The 17,756-nt window shown below is 43.4% G+C and carries 15 protein-coding genes; 7 read left to right on the top strand and 8 right to left on the bottom strand.

Translation table 11 applies throughout. The features are described from left to right. Positions 1–184: 184 nt before the first annotated feature. The 4 genes from H7F25_RS00530 to H7F25_RS00515 all read right to left on the bottom strand — a co-directional run bounded on the left by H7F25_RS00530 (position 185) and on the right by H7F25_RS00515 (position 5,129). Positions 185–1,933 (bottom strand): methyl-accepting chemotaxis protein, encoded by a 1,749-nt coding sequence (locus tag H7F25_RS00530; protein WP_125587528.1) that lies wholly within the window; start codon positions 1,931–1,933, stop codon positions 185–187. Between the two features lie 100 nt (positions 1,934–2,033). Next, positions 2,034–3,155, bottom strand: a complete 1,122-nt coding sequence (locus tag H7F25_RS00525; protein WP_185854102.1) for a mannitol-1-phosphate 5-dehydrogenase — start codon at positions 3,153–3,155, stop codon at positions 2,034–2,036. 1 nt (position 3,156) lies between these two features. Then, entirely contained in the window at positions 3,157–3,591 is a 435-nt protein-coding gene (locus tag H7F25_RS00520) for a PTS mannitol transporter subunit IIA (protein ID WP_012008933.1), read from the bottom strand. Between the two features lie 95 nt (positions 3,592–3,686). Next, positions 3,687–5,129 (bottom strand): PTS mannitol transporter subunit IIBC, encoded by a 1,443-nt coding sequence (locus tag H7F25_RS00515; protein WP_024427324.1) that lies wholly within the window; start codon positions 5,127–5,129, stop codon positions 3,687–3,689. Positions 5,130–5,636: 507 nt separating this feature from the next. Here H7F25_RS00515 and H7F25_RS00510 point away from each other — a divergent pair. The 3 genes from H7F25_RS00510 (at position 5,637) to H7F25_RS00500 (ending at position 8,677) form a co-directional block, all read left to right on the top strand. Next, on the top strand, positions 5,637–7,271 hold the full coding sequence (locus tag H7F25_RS00510) for a copper resistance CopC/CopD family protein (protein WP_025093630.1): 1,635 nt from the start codon (positions 5,637–5,639) through the stop codon (positions 7,269–7,271). A gap of 16 nt (positions 7,272–7,287) precedes the next feature. Next, positions 7,288–7,902: a YcnI family copper-binding membrane protein gene (locus tag H7F25_RS00505; protein WP_024425541.1), complete on the top strand. Its 615-nt coding sequence runs from the start codon at positions 7,288–7,290 to the stop codon at positions 7,900–7,902. A 178-nt stretch (positions 7,903–8,080) separates the two neighbouring features. Continuing rightward, on the top strand, positions 8,081–8,677 hold the full coding sequence (locus tag H7F25_RS00500; protein ID WP_185854101.1) for an NAD(P)H-dependent oxidoreductase: 597 nt from the start codon (positions 8,081–8,083) through the stop codon (positions 8,675–8,677). A gap of 44 nt (positions 8,678–8,721) precedes the next feature. Here the strand turns inward: H7F25_RS00500 and H7F25_RS00495 are convergent, their stop codons facing one another. The 3 genes from H7F25_RS00495 to gabT are packed head-to-tail and all read right to left on the bottom strand — an operon-like array spanning position 8,722 to position 12,817. Next, entirely contained in the window at positions 8,722–10,116 is a 1,395-nt protein-coding gene (locus H7F25_RS00495; RefSeq protein ID WP_185854100.1) for an NAD-dependent succinate-semialdehyde dehydrogenase, read from the bottom strand. Then, on the bottom strand, positions 10,091–11,479 hold the full coding sequence (locus H7F25_RS00490) for an APC family permease (RefSeq protein ID WP_034622930.1): 1,389 nt from the start codon (positions 11,477–11,479) through the stop codon (positions 10,091–10,093). Before H7F25_RS00490 ends, H7F25_RS00495 begins: the two co-directional genes overlap by 26 nt. A gap of 21 nt (positions 11,480–11,500) precedes the next feature. Next, positions 11,501–12,817, bottom strand: coding sequence for a 4-aminobutyrate--2-oxoglutarate transaminase (gene gabT, locus H7F25_RS00485; protein WP_133744765.1), 1,317 nt, complete (start codon positions 12,815–12,817; stop codon positions 11,501–11,503). Between the two features lie 109 nt (positions 12,818–12,926). On the opposite strand from gabT, the gene H7F25_RS00480 reads away from it, so the two are divergent. Next, entirely contained in the window at positions 12,927–14,351 is a 1,425-nt protein-coding gene (locus H7F25_RS00480) for a MocR-like transcriptional regulator GabR (protein WP_185854099.1), read from the top strand. Positions 14,352–14,382: 31 nt separating this feature from the next. Here the strand turns inward: H7F25_RS00480 and H7F25_RS00475 are convergent, their stop codons facing one another. Further along, positions 14,383–14,694, bottom strand: a complete 312-nt coding sequence (locus tag H7F25_RS00475) for an ArsR/SmtB family transcription factor (RefSeq protein ID WP_024425536.1) — start codon at positions 14,692–14,694, stop codon at positions 14,383–14,385. A gap of 126 nt (positions 14,695–14,820) precedes the next feature. Here H7F25_RS00475 and H7F25_RS00470 point away from each other — a divergent pair, with 126 nt between their 5' ends. The 3 genes from H7F25_RS00470 to H7F25_RS00460 all read left to right on the top strand — a co-directional run bounded on the left by H7F25_RS00470 (position 14,821) and on the right by H7F25_RS00460 (position 17,654). Beyond that, positions 14,821–15,195, top strand: a complete 375-nt coding sequence (locus tag H7F25_RS00470; RefSeq protein WP_122631475.1) for a hypothetical protein — start codon at positions 14,821–14,823, stop codon at positions 15,193–15,195. A 139-nt stretch (positions 15,196–15,334) separates the two neighbouring features. Beyond that, positions 15,335–16,201 carry a TetR/AcrR family transcriptional regulator gene (locus H7F25_RS00465; protein WP_244948499.1) on the top strand — a complete coding sequence of 289 codons (867 nt, stop codon included), beginning with the start codon at positions 15,335–15,337 and terminating at the stop codon, positions 16,199–16,201. A gap of 16 nt (positions 16,202–16,217) precedes the next feature. Continuing rightward, positions 16,218–17,654, top strand: a complete 1,437-nt coding sequence (locus H7F25_RS00460; protein ID WP_024425533.1) for an MDR family MFS transporter — start codon at positions 16,218–16,220, stop codon at positions 17,652–17,654. Positions 17,655–17,756: the final 102 nt, after the last annotated feature.

Below are 17,756 nucleotides of genomic sequence, written 5' to 3'. Positions count from 1 at the left end.
GTTTTGTAGACAGACTTCACCAATTTCTATCTATCCTAAAAGAAAACAGCAGTGGAGTATCCATAGCCACAAGGTAAGAACATCAATATCTTCTTTTTCATGACCGGAACACTCCTTTTGTTTGCGTGAGCAAGGTTTTGATTAACTTCATCGTACCTGACAAGTGATACATCGTCAAAATGATTTATAGACGATAACGTGCAATGTCCTGATTCAATCGCATGCTTAGTTCATTGAGCCTTTCTGCTGCTTTAGCCACATTAGAGATGGCTGTCACTTGTTCGTCTGTGGATGCAGTGATTTCTTCGATCGCCGCTGCATTTTCTTGAGAAACATGTGCTGCGCCGTGCATGGCTTTTGTGATGAGGTCGTTTTGCTCCAGCAGTGTATTCAGCTCTTTTGCCATCGCGTTTGTTTCAACGATGGTTTGTGAAATCAATGTAGAGATGGCATTGAATTCATGTTCTGTTGCATGCACCGCTTCATCCAGCTCGGCAAAACGATCCATTGTGCTCGACATGATGCCGGCTGTTGCCGTCGTTTCTTCTTTAATGCCTTGAATCATTTGCTGAATTTGAACGGCTGATTGTTTTGTCTGCTCTGCTAAATTCCGCACTTCACTCGCTACAACTGAGAAGCCTTTGCCATGCTCTCCCGCCCGTGCTGCCTCAATACTTGCATTCAGCGCCAGTAAATTCGTCTCATTTGAAATGCTTTCAATCGTATCTGTGATTTGAGAAATATCCTGTACTTTTGTAGTTAACTGCTCGATTCCTGCTCTAATGCCTTGAGATGCCTGAATCGATTGTTCATTCGATTGTTTTAATTGCTGTACGATTTGCTGCCCCTGCTGTGATGATTGACTTGATTGGTCGGAAATCCGTTTAATTTGATCACTCTGTTCTTTGACATTCTCAATAGATTGATTAAACTGGGTCATTTGTTGATTGGCTACTTCAAGATCGGATGCTTGATGAAGTGTTCCAGTCGAAATGTCTCCGATGGCTCGTCCAATTTCTTCACTGCTGGCTGAGGTTTCTTCAGATATCGCCGATAAATCTGTCGCTGATTCAACAAGCTGACTGCTCGTTTCCTGTAAACCGCTCACCAGTGTTCTGAGCTCTCCTGACATATGGTTAAAGCCTTTTGCCAGCTGTCCGATTTCATCCGTTGTTTCCTTTAAGTTCGTGCGTTCAATATTACCCGCCGCAATTTCCTTTGAAGCAGCAGTGACTTGCTTCAGCAGTCTGACTTTTCCTCGGGCAGCTAAATAAAAGACGCCTAGACTCAGAAGGGCGACACCTGCTGTAATGAGAATAATATAGAGCTTCATCTGCTCTAATTCTTTATAAAATTCGTCCTGGAAGACAGCGATACCTACACTCCAATTCCACGGCGTAAACTGGCTCATATAGGCGAGCTTTTCTTTTTCTTCGCCGGTTGCATCGTCCTTATCCATATAGGTCACATAGTGTGCATCCTCACCTTTTGCATTAGCGCCAGCGACCATTTTTTCACGATTGGTCGTGTTATCTGGAATGACGCCAATGTCGTTGACCGGATGAACCTGGGTAGAATAGTCAGTGCCATATGCGATCAGATAGCCTTTATTTTTATAGATAAAATCTGATTTTTGAGATTGGTATCCCTTCCCGTTTTCATTTTTGGGTCCGCTCAAGTAAAGCCGGGCTTGTTCTTGCGCCTGCTCAAGCGTCAGTTCTTTTTTCTCCACACGGTCATTCAACTGTTCAAGTGTGGCCATTGCTCCGCTGACGATGTGCTTTAAATCTGCTTTCCCTGCATCAATTAATACATGTTTCGCTAACAAATACCCCGTTGTTCCAACAAGTCCGCCCGTTAAAATCGTGATCACGATAATGGCAGACATTAATTGAAAAAAGACACTTCTTGACGCAAACGCTTTCTTTTTCATGTACAAATTCCCCCTTACTTTATATATCGTCAAGCAGGGAAAAGTATTAAAAAAGTCATAGAAAAAATCCCTTTCTCACGTTGGAAAGGGATTTTTCTCATTATCGAGCTGTTTCTTTAAGAATGGCTTGATAAAGATCGTCTGCTGGCGAGAGTCCACATACCTCTTCCAGCACACCTTCAATGCCTTTTTCTTTTCGTAATGCCTGCAGACGAACAGCTTCTTCGTCTTCAGTAAAGTCGTAAGCCAAAGCTGCCACAATGCCTTTAATTAAATACTGTGGCTGTCTGATTTTTTTCGCTGGACCGATTAAACGGTCATTTGCTCCAAGCTTTCTAAGCGGGGAACGTGCGACGCGCGTGACTTCATCAGAGATAAAGGCATTTTCAAATCGTTTGATGATTTTTTGGATATACGCATCATGTTCTTCTTTTTGAAAACCATATGTGTCGATTAAATAACTGCCCGTTTCGTGAAGTGCACCTTCGACCACTTGACGAATCTCTGGTGTATCGACAGCTTCTTTAATCGTTTGCACGCCTTTTTCGTACCCGACATAAGCAGCTAGTGCATGTCCTGTGTTGACAGTAAAGAGCTTACGCTCAATATAAGGCGTCAAATCTTGTACAAAGGTCGCTCCATCGATCTGAGGAACGTCTCCAATAAAGCCTGTCTCATCAATGACCCACTCGAAAAATGGCTCGACTGATACTTTCAAAATGTCCTCATGGTGCTGAATGGGGACAATGCGGTCAACCGCAGCGTTTGGAAAACCAACTGTGTGTGACAGCGCTTCTTGTTCATCAGCTGTTAAATGAGAGAAAACAGCTTCCTTTAAATGAGAGCTGCCGCCAATCATATTTTCACATGCCACAATGTTGATGATATGATCAGATTTTTTTTGTTTTAAACCTTCAGCAATCGATGAAGCAATAATGTTCAAAACAGCTGGTCCAACAGCTGTTGTAATGAGATCAGCTGTTGCAACTGCCTCTGTTAATGCGGCTGGATCTTTTGCGGAATTGATGGCTGACACAGGACCAACCACTTCTTGCTGCTGCCCTGGTGCTGCGAGTTCAACCGTGTATTCTCCTTTTTCATTCAGCTCGTTGATCACCGCTTCATTTACATCGGTAAAAACGAGCTCAAAGCCTGATGCTTTTAACAAAGATCCGATAAACCCTCTGCCAATATTTCCTGCTCCAAAATGAAGTGCCTTCATGTTAGTTCACCTCGTTAAAGATGGCAATCAGTTCATCCTGATCCTTTGCATGAATGATACGCTCTACGTTTTCTTCCTCTGAACAGACAATCGCAATTTGGGAAAGAATATCGAGATGTTCATTGTTTTTACCAGCGATACCAAATACAACTTTAGCAATATTCCCCTCGCCATATTCAACGCCATCTGGAATTTGGATAATGGAAATTCCTGAATGAAGGACAGCCGCTTTCGCATCCTCTGTTCCATGAGGAATGGCAATTCCGTTGCCCATAAATGTAGAAGAAATGTTTTCTCTTTCAAACATTTTGTCCACATAATCACTTGTGACATAACCGTTTGCCACTAAGACTTCGCCTGCTTTTTTAATGGCTTCTTCTTTAGAGCCCGCTTGTTCGTTTAGAAAAATATTATCTTTTGAAAGTACTTGTTTCATGAAAGATCACACACCTTTTTTAGAATAGAAAATCAGAGAACAACCAAAACGGGGAGTTCAATTAGGAAAAATTGGACTCAACCCGTTTCGTCATGTTATTTTTTCAATTTCTCAATCAGCTCATCATATTTCGGGCTGTTTAAGAAATTATCAACTGAGATATGGACAGCTCCTGGCAGTTTTGCCTTGGCTCTATCTGTTAAATCTTTATGAGTAAAGACCACATCGGCATCATCTGGGATGTTGCTGATGGATGTATTTGTCACATCAATATCAAGCTCTGCCTTTTTGACTTTATTCTTTAAGACGGATGCGCCCATCGCACTTGAGCCCATTCCTGCATCACAGGCAAAGATGATTTTGTTCACGTTATCTGGATTGATTTCATCCGGAGATGCTGCTTGCTCGCTTGCTTCAGCACCTTCTTTTTGTGCTGTAAGAGCAGCTGCTGCTGCACTTTTCTTGCCTTTCATGTCTTGCATTTTTTCTGTTGCTGCTGTTAAGTCTTCGTCCACTGCTTTAGATGCTTTTAAAATAACAGAAGCGACAAGGAACGATACGACCGCTGCCACGACAACACCTGCTAAAACGGCAAGGTGGCCGCCTTTTGGTGACATGAGCATAAGAGCGATAATACTTCCTGGTGACGGCACAGCCTTTAAGCCTGCATTTAACAGTGTAAAGGTCAGAACGCCGCTTGCTCCCCCAGCAATAACCGCCAAAATGAGCTTTGGCTTCATTAAGATGTATGGGAAGTAAATCTCATGGATTCCCCCTAAGAATTGAATGACAATCGCACCCGGTGCAGACTGCTTTGCCGTCCCTCTTCCAAAGAACATGTAAGCTAGAAGAACACCGAGACCTGGCCCTGGGTTTGTTTCAAGCAAGAACAGAACAGACTGGCCTGTCTTCGCCGCTTGCTCTACTCCTAATGGACCTAAAATCCCTTGGTTAATGGCATTGTTTAAGAACAATACTTTCGCTGGTTCAATGAAGATACTCGCCAGCGGAAGTAAATGGGCATTGACAATGATATCTACACCTGCCGCAAGGGCTTTATTCAAACCTAGTACCACTGGACCGATGGCGTAGAAAGCAATGGCGACTAAAATGGCACCTAGAATACCTGCACTAAAGTTATTAATCAGCATTTCAAAGCCTGATCTGATTCGGTCTTTGAACAGCTGGTCGATTTTCTTAATGAGATAACCGCCAAGCGGCCCCATGATCATTGCGCCTAGAAACATTGGGATGTCCGAACCGACAATAACCCCAATCGTAGCGGTTGCACCGAGTACCCCGCCTCGATGGTCATATACGAGCTTCCCGCCTGTGTAACCGATTAAGAGCGGCAGCAAGTAGTTGATCATTGGTCCAACAAGTGTATTTAATTGTTCATTTGGAAAATAACCACTTGGAATGAACAATGCGGTGATGAGTCCCCAAGCGATAAACGCTCCAATATTCGGCATGATCATACCGCTTAAATAGCTTCCGAAGCGCTGTACTTTTACGCGAAATCCGCTTTTTTCCTGCATCTATGAAAACTCCTTTCTTCTCTCCCTTTATTTAGGGCTTTATAGGTCAAAAGATATAAGAACAAGATTCAGTGAAGCCCTTATGCCTATCGTAAAACGCTTTCACTTTCTCTTCAATTGAAACTAAATGTCACTTTGTCACATAGTGTGTGACAAAATTGAAAAATGATGTGACATCACCTTCAGATCCCAATACAAAAGGGGAGAAAAGGTTGATCTGCCGTTGTTTTGAAGCAAAATTCATGGGAATTTCACAACTTTCAAATGGTCTCTTCTTGTTTCCTCTTCTTAAATCGAATAGGCTTATAATTGATCAAACCTATTCAATTAAGAAATGTCTGCGCAGACATGACACAGAAAAAGTGAACCATCTTGCTGTTTGTTTCGTTTACCTTTTAGAGAGGGCGGTACAATAGGAAGAGCGGTTTTTTCTGTGACTCACAGTTTACTGCCGCTTTCTTTCTGATACATGAGACATTTTCATAGGTAGAAAGGCGGTTATTCACCTTGTTTAAAAATAGTAAGTGGCTTCTGCTTCTTATGGTCATGTTCGCTTTTTTCATTCCAAAGGAAGCATTTGCTCACGCATACGTCGTGAGCTCAAACCCAGCGGCAAATGAAGAGCTGGATCAGCAGCCTCCTTCAGTCTCGATCACATTTAGTGAAGGGATTGAAAGCGGATTTCATGCCATTAAGGTGCTAAATGCAAAAGGTGATCGTGTGGATAAAGGAGATACGGTCATTAAAGATCAAAAGATCATGGAAGCGGCTTTGAAAAAGAATTTACCAAAAGGAATTTACACCATCCAGTGGAATGCGGTATCAGCGGACGGACACTCTGTCTCTGGCATGATTCCGTTTAGTATTGGAAAAGCGGATGGCGGTTTTGACCAATTAGAGCAAGGTCAAACGAATGAATCCATTGATGTGGCCTCAACTATTGATAAAGCCTTTCTTTATACGTCATTCAGCTTATTCCTTGGGACCATTTTGTTTGGACTGCTTTGGTTTAAGACTGCGATTTCACCTGCATTGGCGAAACGAATGAAGCGGCTTTTGACCGTGTCATTGATTATGATGGGCGGAGCACTTGTGTTCCAGCTGCCGATTCAGACAAAATCAGCGGCAGATGTGTCCTTTTGGGGGGCATTTCAGCCTTCGCTTTTACAAGAAACGATTGCGTCCACTTCTGGCGGTAGTCTGTGGATGATGCTTATGGCATCATTTGTTCTTCTCACCATCTGGACGATTGTAGCGGTGAGAAAAGGGGACTTCTCTTCTTTTCGGGTTTGGCTGTTTCCACTGCTCCTCTTCACAGTGCTCCTTTGGCTGAAGGCACAAATCGGACATCCAGCCGCAACAGACAATAAAATACTCACAACATCACTTGATTTCATCCATCTCGTCTCTGCTTCAATTTGGGTCGGGGGTTTAACAGCCATCGTCCTTCTATTGATGAAGAAACTGCCAAATGAAGATCAGCCGCTCATTCGGAGTACGCTAGCAGCATTTCATCCTTGGGCACTGCTCTCTGTTGGGCTCATTGTGTTCTCAGGATTTGTGAATGCCATCTTTATTTTGCAATCGTTTGACGCTCTTTTCCAATCAGCATACGGACGCACCTTTTTAATCAAGCTTGGTTTATTTATCATCATGGGCCTTCTTGGGCTTATGCATTACTTGATGCTGAGATGGGAAAAGAAGCAGAAACGCAGCATTTCCTTACGAGCCGAATGGATGATCGGGATCGCCATTTTGTTATTAACAGCTGTCTTTACCAATATTCCGAGCCCTCCTCCGCCTGCACCTGAGCCCTTCTTTGGTGCAAATCAGGTCGAGCATCGTGATATTGTGTCCTTGAGCATTACTCCGAATGCCCCGGGGAAAAACTCATTTGAAGTGGCATTTACAAAGAAGAATGGCGAAACGATCACTGATATTCAATCTGTAACAGCCAAGATCCATAAGGTGGCTTTATTCGGTGATGAGACACCGAGTGAATTTCAGCTGAAACGATTAAAAAATGGTCATTTCTCTGCTGAAAATCTCTTATTAAATGAAAAAGGCACATGGAAAATTGAAATCCATGCGTTAACTGGTTCTTTTAAGAATATCGATACCACATTTATTAGAAGAAACTAAAAGGAGTTCATCACATATGAAAAAATACGTTAAAGCTTTATTACCAATGCTTCTCGCTTCATTTTTATTAGCAATTCCTGTGAGTGCGCACGTAACAGTCAAGCCTGATACATCTGCGACAAATGCTTGGGAGACCTATACATTAAAGGTTCCTTCTGAGAGTGACAGCCCGACGACAAAGGTTGTCTTGTCAATACCTAAAGGCGTAGAATTCCAGCAATATGAGCCAGTACCTGGCTGGAAAACGTCAACTGAAGAGAAAGATGGCAAGGTAACAAGAGTGACTTGGGAAGCAACAGGTAAAGGTGTGCTTGCTGGACAATTCCAACAATTCGTTTTTGTAGCGAAAAACCCTGAAAAAGCAGGTGAAGCTGCTTGGGATGCGTATCAATATTATAAAGATGGAACAGTCGTTGAATGGACTGGCGATAAAGATGCTGATAAACCTCATTCCATCACAAACATTGTGGCATCTAATACTGTAACGGATTCACATGGCCAGGAAAAACCAAAAGAAGAAAAGGCCTCTGAAACAGCCTCTGCTTCTTCCTCACCACTTGTCCTTGGTCTGTCCATTGCTGCTCTAGTCGTGGCACTGATTGCACTTGGACTTGCTTTTAGAAAGAAATAAAAGCTGTATGAGCGATCGTTTTCTCAGAAACGATCGCTTTTTCTTGCACCACAGACTGTTTACTTTTATTAGAAATCAATTATTTTCCATTTTCCCAACTTGTTATTACCAATATAGGATTGAATAGGATAAAGCCGCGTGACATAATGAGACAGATGACCACATAGGAGGCTATGAGATGAACCATGTAATTATATTTGCTCATCCCCAGCAAAGCTTAAATCAAACCTTATTAGATCTTGTTGTGAGCACTCTATTGAACAATGGTCATAAAGTGACTGTTCGTGATGTCTATGCCCTAGGTTTTCCGCCAGAGCTCACCATTGCAGAAAAGGCTGCCATCAAATGCGGTGATGTCCCGATTGCCATTCAAAGAGAGCAGACACTGATTCAGCAAGCGGATGTGCTGACGTTTATTTTTCCAATATGGTGGACAGGCTTGCCGGCCATGCTAAAAGGATATGTAGAGCGCGTGTTTTCTGAAGGTTTTGCTTATCAGATCAGTGAGGATGGAGAGATTGAAAATCTGCTTCAGCACAAAAAAGGTGTCATTATCAACACGCACGATGCCCCGAGGACTTTTCTTGATTCCAATAAGGTCTTCAGCTCCTCTCATCACATGACAACCGATACTGAAGTCTTTAATTTTATTGGCGTTCAGCCTGTCGAACGGCTTTTGTTCAGCAGCATGGAGCAGGCATCTGCAGATTACATACATGAAATTTTGAAAGAAACGAAAGAAACGGTGGATCAGCTTTTTCCGCCGGCTGTTTAACATAAAAAAGACTGCCGAGATCCCTCTGACAGTCTTTTTCACGTTTATTCGTCTAACCCAATGGATACATATTTTGTTTCTAAATAAGGTTCGATTCCTTCGATGCCGCCTTCTCGGCCAATTCCGCTCTCTTTCATACCGCCAAAAGGTGCTTGGACAGCCGATGGACCGCCATCATTCCAGCCAATAATCCCATAATCGAGATGTTCTGAAATGTAGAGTCCGTTCCGATAATTTTCTGTAAAGAAATAAGCTGCAAGGCCAAAAGGTGTATCGTTGGCTAAATCAATTGCCTCGTCTAACGTTTTGAATGTCGTAATTGGTGCCACTGGACCAAATGTCTCTTCATGCATGATGTTCATCGAAGGATCCACATGTGTAAGAACCGTTGGCTGGACAAAATAATATGATTTGTCATCGTCGAAATGCGTATCGCCGCCGACAAGAACTTTCGCCCCTTTATCCACAGCATCTTGAATTTGACCGACAATTTTATCAAAGCCGCGCTTGTTGATAATTGGACCGATGGATGTACCTTCTTCAAAGCCATTGCCCACTTTCAGCTTTTCTACTTCTTTGCTGAAGCTTTGCGCAAATGCTTCATGAATGTCTTCATGCACAATTAAGCGGTTGGCACAGACACAGGTTTGTCCCGCATTCCGGAACTTAGATGCCACTGCCTGTTTGACAGCTAGTTCAAGATTCGCATCCTTGTCTACGATGAGCGGAGCATGACCGCCAAGCTCCATTGATACGTGTTTGACTGTGCTGGCACTGTTTTTGATCAAATGCTTTCCGACGGGCGTTGAGCCTGTAAACGTGATTTTTCGAATCAATGGACTATCTGTGAAGATTTCACCCACTTCTTTGCCATCTCCCACAACCCATTGCAGTGCATCCTCTGGAATGCCAGCTTCATGACCTAATTTTACTAGTTCAATGGCTGTCAGCGGTGTGTCTTCAGCAGGTTTTACAATAAACGTACAGCCTGCTGCAAGCGCAGGAGCTGCCTTTCTCGTAATCATCGCCGCAGGGAAATTCCACGGAGTAATGGCAGCAACAGGACCAACTGGCTGTTTTGTGACGAAAAGGCGTTTGTTCGTCGTATGTGACGGGATGGTTCTGCCGTAGATTCGCTTTGCTTCTTCTGCGTACCATTCAATATAACCAGCCGCATAGACGATTTCTCCTAATGCTTCTTGATACGGCTTTCCGTTTTCTTCTGTGATGATTTTCGCAAGCCTTTCTTTATGCTCAATCATCAGATCAAACCACTTGCGAATGATATTGGCGCGTTCATGCGCTGACGTTTTTGCCCATGATTTAAATGCTTTGTGTGAACGGGAAATTGCGTCTTCGATCTGTTCTTTTGTATGCTGAGCAACTGAAGCAATTTCTTCTCCTGTTGCAGGATTATACACTTTGAGTTCGTTTGTCATGCTCTACCGTCTCCTTCGTTCTTGGATTCATTACATATAGTATATACCCAATGAGTACCCAACCTAAAAGCAATATCCATTCAGCTGGCCACGATAAGGAAGCCGGCATTCCTGGAAAGTAAAATGAAAGGAAAAGAAGACTCAGTCCGATGGCTAAAACACCTGTCGTCCGCCAATATTTAATACTGTATGGACGCTCCAGCTCAGGTTCTGTTTTGCGAAGTCTCATAAAGGCAATGGACACGATTAAGTACCCGACGATGATTCCGACACCGCCCGCATTGACAATCCATACGAGGGCAGGACGCCCTAATAATGGAGCGAAAAAAGCTAAAGCTCCAAGAAATAAAATGGCATTTGTCGGTGTTTTATACTTTGGATGAATATACGCAAACCATTTGGAAATCATACCTCTTTCCGCCATAGCATATAGAATACGGCTTGCACCGATAATAAAAGCATTCCAGCTCGTCACAATTCCTGCTACACCGCCAATGACCAGCACTGTTCCAAACGCTTGATGACCGAGAAGCTGTACCATCGCATCTGCGGTCGCTAATGAGGAAGCTTCGAGCTGTCCTTTTGACATTCCAGCAGCTACCCCAAAAACAATAAGCAGATAAAAAACGACTGCGCTCACGATGGAGATAATCAAGATTCTCCCAATGATTTTTTTTGGTGCGTTAATCTCTGCCGCTACTTGCGGAATGACATCAAACCCAACGAATAAAAAGGGAATCATGACTAACACCGCCATAAGCCCCCCAACCCCGCCTTGAAACATCGGCTCAAGGTTTGCAAAATCTCCATTAAATGTTGCGCCGCCTAAAAGGAGAAAACCTGTCAGAATAATCGCCACTGTGAACACGGACTGAAAAATGGCAGCAGGCTTCGCTCCAATGTAATTCAGCGCTGTTAAAAACAATGCCCCGCCAGATCCAATCAATACCCATGTGAAATAAACGTCCCATCCTCCTATATTCCATAAGAAGCCAGCATGCTGTGTTGGAATCACATAATCAATGACGGTCGGCAAGGCGACTGCTTCAAACGTAATCACAGACACATAACCAAATAATACGCCCCATGCTGAGACGAACGCTGCTTTCATCCCAAATGCCCGCTGGACAAAAACGAGCCCTCCGCCTGTCTCTGGAATCGCAGACGAAAGCTCAGCATACGTAAGTCCGATAAAGATGACGAGAATACCGCCTATAACGAAAGCAATCACACTGCCTAAAAATCCAGCTGTTAAAATCCAATCTCCCGAAAGTACAACCCAGCCCCAGCCAAGCATTGCACCAATGGACAAAAACAGCACGTCAGACTGCGACATCGTTTTTGCCATTTGTTGTTTTTGCATACAACCATCCCCCTTTGTTGTTTAGCGTGCTTTGAAGGCGTCCTCGATAATCCCTAGTCCTTCGTGAAGCAGCTCATCTGTGATGACAAGTGGTGTTAAGAAACGAATGATATTCCCATTAATCCCTGCCGTTAAAAGAAGCAGCCCGTGCTCATTTGCATATGCTGCAATCGCTGCGGCTGTTTTCTTATCCGGTGTACGCGTTGTTTGATCTTCCACAATTTCAATCGCCGCCATTGCCCCTAACCGGCGGACTTCCCCAATGAATGGATACGCCTGTCTCCATTCATTTGCTTTGTCCTCAATGACTTGCCCAATATGTTCAGATCGTTGATTCAGTTGTTCTGTTTCAATGATATCAAGGACAGCCAGTGCAGCTACACAGCCTAACGGACTTCCTGCATATGTTCCCCCAAGCTCCCCTGGATCTGCCGCATCAAGCATTTCTTTTCTGCCGACGACTCCGCTCAGCGGTAAGCCAGCTGCAAGAGATTTTGACACAGTAATTAAGTCCGGTACCACATCAAAGTGCTCAATCGCAAAGTATTTCCCTGTTCTCGCAAAACCGGTTTGGATTTCATCTGCAACAAAGACAATCCCGTGCTGCTGACAGAAGGAAGCGACATGCTGAACGAAACGCTTCGATGGCACAATGAATCCGCCCTCCCCTTGGACTGGTTCCATGACCACACAAGCAACAGTTTCAGGTGCAACGGCTGCGACGAAGAATTGATTGAATTGGTCAATGATGTACTCGTCGTACGCTGCATCGCTTAATCCTTCAGGTTTTTGATAGTAATAAGGGTACGGTGCTTGGTACACCTCAGATGCGAATGGCCCGAAGCCAAATTTATATGGCTTGACCTTGCTCGTCATGCTCATTGTCATATTCGTTCTGCCGTGAAAACCTCTTGTAAACGACACAACAGCCTGTCTTTTCGTATATTTACGTGCAATTTTCACCGCATTTTCAACAGCTTCTGCACCTGAATTAAGAAAAATGGCTTTCTTATCATGATCCCCTGGTGTGAGATGGCACAGCTTCTCTGCCAATTCGATATACGATTCGTACATCATCACGTTGAATCCTGGGTGAATCAGGCTATCTGCCTGTGCTTTGACCGCTTCCACGACCTTTGGATGTGAATGTCCTACGTTTAATGTGCCAATGGCGCCTGCAAAATCGATAAATCGTTTCCCATCAATATCGAACAGCTCGGCTCCTTTCCCCTTCGCTGCAAGATGACGGTTGCCATTACTCACGCCTCTTGCGACGTATTGATCTCTTTTCCCCTGCCATTCTTCGGTTGAAAAACGGTTTGTTGTCGTTTGACTCATTGTCACCCATCCCCTTTATATCCTTTTTTATTATTCTGAATATTTTTTGGTATGATAGAAAGTACCAATATCATTTTTTTCATGGTACCAGAGAGGATGGAATGGTGAGATGCTGACAATTCAACTAGATCAAACAGGACAAAACGGATATATTTATCATCAAATTTATATGAAAATTAAAGAAGAAATCTTAAATCGCAACCTGCAGCCGCATGATCAATTACCATCTAAACGAGAGTTAGCCGATACATTAAACGTCAGCGTTAATTCAGTGAATGGCGCCTATCAGCAGCTGCTTGCTGAGGGATATTTATATTCGGTTGAACGCAAAGGTTTTTTCGTGGAATCACTAGAAACATTTCATGAATCTGGTCAGCTGAAACCCTCTTCTCTTCCTGTAGATTTAAAGGAAGAACCGATTGCACGAGACGACTGGTATTCCTTTTCACATATCTCCGTCGATACAGCGAACTTTCCGTTTAAAAGCTGGCTGAAAAGTGAACAAAAGGCGATCCATCTCCACCAAGAAGCCTTCGGTGAGCTTCCGCATCCACAAGGTGTGTATGAACTGCGGGAAACGATTGCCCGATTGATCGGACTTGCACGAGGGGTCAAATGCTACCCAGAACAGCTCATTTTAAGTGCAGGCACACAGTCACTGATCCATTCGTTATCAAGCATTCTTCCGGCCGATCAAATATATGGGTTAGAAAACCCTGGCTACCGCCGGCTCTATCAAATGCTGAAAAACAATCATCACCAAATTGAAACGATTGGCATTGACCAAAAAGGTGTGCGAATGAGCGACATTCATAAGAAACAGCCAAATGTGTTGATCATTACCCCTTCACATCAATTTCCAACAGGGGTGATTATGCCGATTTCCCGGCGTATTCAACTGTTAAACTGGGCAGCTGATCAGCCAGATCGTTATATTATTGAGGATGATTATGACAGTGAATTTAAATATGGCACAGACAGCATTCCGGCGCTGCAAAGTCTTGACCGATATGACAAAGTCATTTATATGGGCACCTTTTCAAAATCATTGCTGCCCGGCTTGCGGCTAAGCTATATGGTGCTGCCTCAGCATTTATTGAGACGCTATAAGGAGGAACAGCATTTTTTCATTCAAACAGCCAATCTTTTTACACAATACACCCTTCTTCATTTTATAAAAGATGGGGCGTATCAACGGCATATTAAAAGAATGAATGGTTTATATGAGGAAAAACGGAAGCAGCTTATTGAAGAGCTCAATACGGTTTTTACTGACAATGTGCGGATTATTGGAGAAAATGCCGGTCTTCATTTTATTGCAGAGTTCCGTTCAAAACGGACGCAGCATGAGATTTTACAGCGAGCGAAAGAAAGAAAGCTGAAAATGTACGGAATGGATCGTTTTACCCTTGATGAGCAATTGCCAGGACATCAGCCTGGCTTTGTCCCGCTCGTCCTCGGCTTCTCACATATGAGGCGAGAGGATATTCAGCCGGCAGTAAAACGGCTGTATGACGCCATTTTCGGGAAATAAAACAGCCAGCTGCTCTTCACAGACAGCTGGCTTACCACCGTTCTTTATCTATAGCTAGAATCGATGACATGAGTCCAGGAAAAGCGGTCTCGATGTCTTCTTTTCTTAAAGAATAGTAACGGTGCTTCCCGTCAATTCTCACTTTCACGACGCCTGCCTCCCTCAGCACTTTGAAGTGATGGGAAAGCGTGGATTTGGCAATATTCATCTCATACGTGCCGCATGTCCTCTCCCCCGCTTCCGCTAAGCAGCGGACAATTTCTAACCGGATTGGATCAGCCAATGCGTGCAGCACAGAAATCAATCTCATATCTTCTTTGTTTGGATGGTTTGGATTCGTCATACAATAAATGTATCGTATTTTGTGCCAACATACAATCTCATTCACCTGGAGCTGACTAGTCAAGTAACGATATGACTTCACAAACGTCCATTATTCATGAGACTGTCTGAAGGGAAGGAACCCGTTTTGAAACATAATATATGGATTAGTTTATTGATGATGATTCTCGCGATCTTCCTTTGCGCCTGCCAGTCCGTCCAATATTCTCAGTCAAAACCACCTAGTGCGGAAGAGTTATTAGCTATCGATCAGCAGGCAGATTTATTTCAATGGGAAGGAACGGTCTATGAAACAAATGTAGATTGGACGACATCCTTACACGTCACAAAACATCAGCAAGTAGGTGTCATTCAGAAAACAGCCGCCAAAAATTTTGAACATGGTACAGCTTCTAGGCTGCAAAAAGGGACCGCTATTTACTCTGTGAAGGAGAGAGAAGACATGTTGGTCGTCGAACTTCACGGCAAAACAAAAATATATACCGCACATGCGGAAGGATAAAATACCTGTCATGCAGACGGGTATTTTTTTAAGTTCATTTTCTTGTCATGGGTCATTGGTTTTGTTATCATAGCAAAAGTGACCACTCGGTTTCCATTGTGACCATATGGTTTTACCGATTCGGAAAGGACTTATGAAGATGAACGAAAAGCAAGAAGAGATTTTGCGGGTTTCAAAGAAATTATTTTCTCAAAAAGGCTATATGAGTGTCTCCATGCAGTCAATTGCCGATGCCTGTAAAATATCAAAAGCGTCTATTTATAAACTGTTTGATTCAAAGGAAGCTCTTCTACTAGAACTGATTAAATACAATCAGCGCAAAATGAGAGAGATTTCCCGCATCATTCATTCAGAAACGACGCTGTCCAAAAAGGAAAAATTCACAAAGAAGATCAAGCTTGAGCTTGAAGAGTTTAAAGAGAATCATAAATTTTTGAACATGCTGTCCTTTGAAGCTTTTTCTCAGCATTCGCCTATTGTCATTAAACACTTACGCGAGACACGCTCCATTATCATGCAGCGGCACAGAGACATTATCCTGAGCACCTATGGTGAATCTGTCGCTCCTTATGTCTGGGATCTCGTGATTGTTCTCAATGGATTAATGAGAGAATTCATCTTAATGCTGGCGATTGAGCACAAGAACATCAAATTAGAAAATGCTGCTGAGATGATTATCGGTGTGATGGACCGTGTATCGAAAAAGCCTTGCTCAATTGAGCCTGTGTTAACAGATCAGCTCATGGACTCTTATTTGTTTTCCTCACAGGACGGATATGATGAAGAAAAACTTGTCATCTCGTACTTAACGAAGATCAAACAAGAGCTTCACGCACTGTCAAACGGAGAAGAAAAAGACGATCTCCTCTCTGCTTATGAGCTGCTCAATCAAGAATTATCACAGGATGAACCGAGAACCTTTTTAATCAGCTCACTGCTCGATTATTTAGGCAAAAACAGCGTTTTATCACAAAACGTGTCACAGCTGAAAAACATCATTTTATAGATAAAGAAGGGATAACATGAACCAATCAACTACATCGTATAATCGATCTGTGATTGTTGGGATTTTCCTCGTTGGGGCATTCGTTGCGATTTTAAACCAAACGCTTCTCATTCCAGCGATCCCGCATATCATGGAAGATTTCAATATTGAGGTCAGCAAAGGACAGTGGCTTACAACAGCCTTTATGCTGACAAACGGGATTCTCATCCCCATTACGGCTTTCCTCATTGAGAAATTTTCAAGCCGTTCTTTAGTTTTAACGGCACTTAGCATCTTTACAGCCGGTACAATTCTTGCTTCATTTGCAACGAATTTCCCGGTGTTACTTGCAGCGCGTATCGTACAGGCAGCAGGCGCAGGGATTTTAATGCCGCTGATGCAAACGATCTTTTTAACCATTTTCCCGAAAGAAAAACGCGGGCAGGCAATGGGCATGGTCGGACTTGTCATCTCGTTCGCACCTGCGCTTGGACCAACACTTGGCGGCTGGATTGTTGATTCCTTCAGCTGGAAGTTCTTGTTCTATATTGTTCTGCCAATCGGTATCATTGATCTCATTCTTGCTTTCTTCTTAATGAAAAATGTGACGCAGCAAAGAGAAACACGTATTGATGTTTTATCTGTCATCTTGTCGTCGTTCGGTTTCGGCGGGCTGCTTTACGGATTTTCTAGTGTCGGCACGTATGGATGGACGAGTGCGACTGTTCTCATTTCGCTGATTGTCGGCGCCGTGAGCTTGTTCTTCTTTATCCTGCGCCAGTCGAACTTAACAAGACCGATGCTGGAGTTTGGCGTATTTAAATTTGCGATCTTTAGCTTGACAACCTTCCTCGGGATGCTTGTCTTTGCTTTATTAATTGGGACAGAGACGATTCTGCCGCTTTATACGCAGAATGTCAGAGGGCTGTCTGCACTTGATACAGGGCTTATCTTATTGCCAGGTGCTCTCTTCATGGGACTCCTGTCACCGATTATTGGACGGATTTTTGATAAAGTCGGCGGAAAAGGGCTGGCATTAGGCGGATTTACGATACTCACCGTTACCACCCTGCCATTTATGCTGCTCACCCTTGATTCATCAATCGCCCTCATTACGGTCGCCTACACGCTTCGGTTAATCGGGGTTGGGATGATCATGATGCCGCTGACAACCGCAGGTATTAACTCTTTACCGCCTCATTTGATCCCTCATGGGACAGCGATGAATAACACGATGAGACAAATAGGCGGTTCCATTGGAACGGCTGTGCTTGTCTCTATCATGAGCAGCTCTGCTGCAAATGCAGAATTGGCCAATCCATTAAAATCGGCCGTTCATGGAATGAATACGTCATTTTTCATTTCTGGTCTGATTGCCGTCATTGGACTCGTCCTCTCCTTTTTCTTAAAGGAAAAAAAACGTGAGAATAAAGTGATGAAGCAGGAGCTATCTTCCTCCTCGTCTTCTTCATAAGAAAAAGAGCTCGGCATATGGCCGGCTCTTTTTTCATATACTCATACAATATCGTCCTCTCTGTAAACACATTTGTATTTCTAGTGAAGAAAAACCTTGATA

The organism is Bacillus sp. PAMC28571 (genome assembly GCF_014250435.1).
Taxonomy (GTDB): Bacteria; Bacillota; Bacilli; order Bacillales; family Bacillaceae; genus Bacillus; species Bacillus safensis.
The sequence above is the reverse complement of the archived record's forward strand: the minus strand, read 5'-3'. Positions and strand labels throughout refer to the sequence as shown.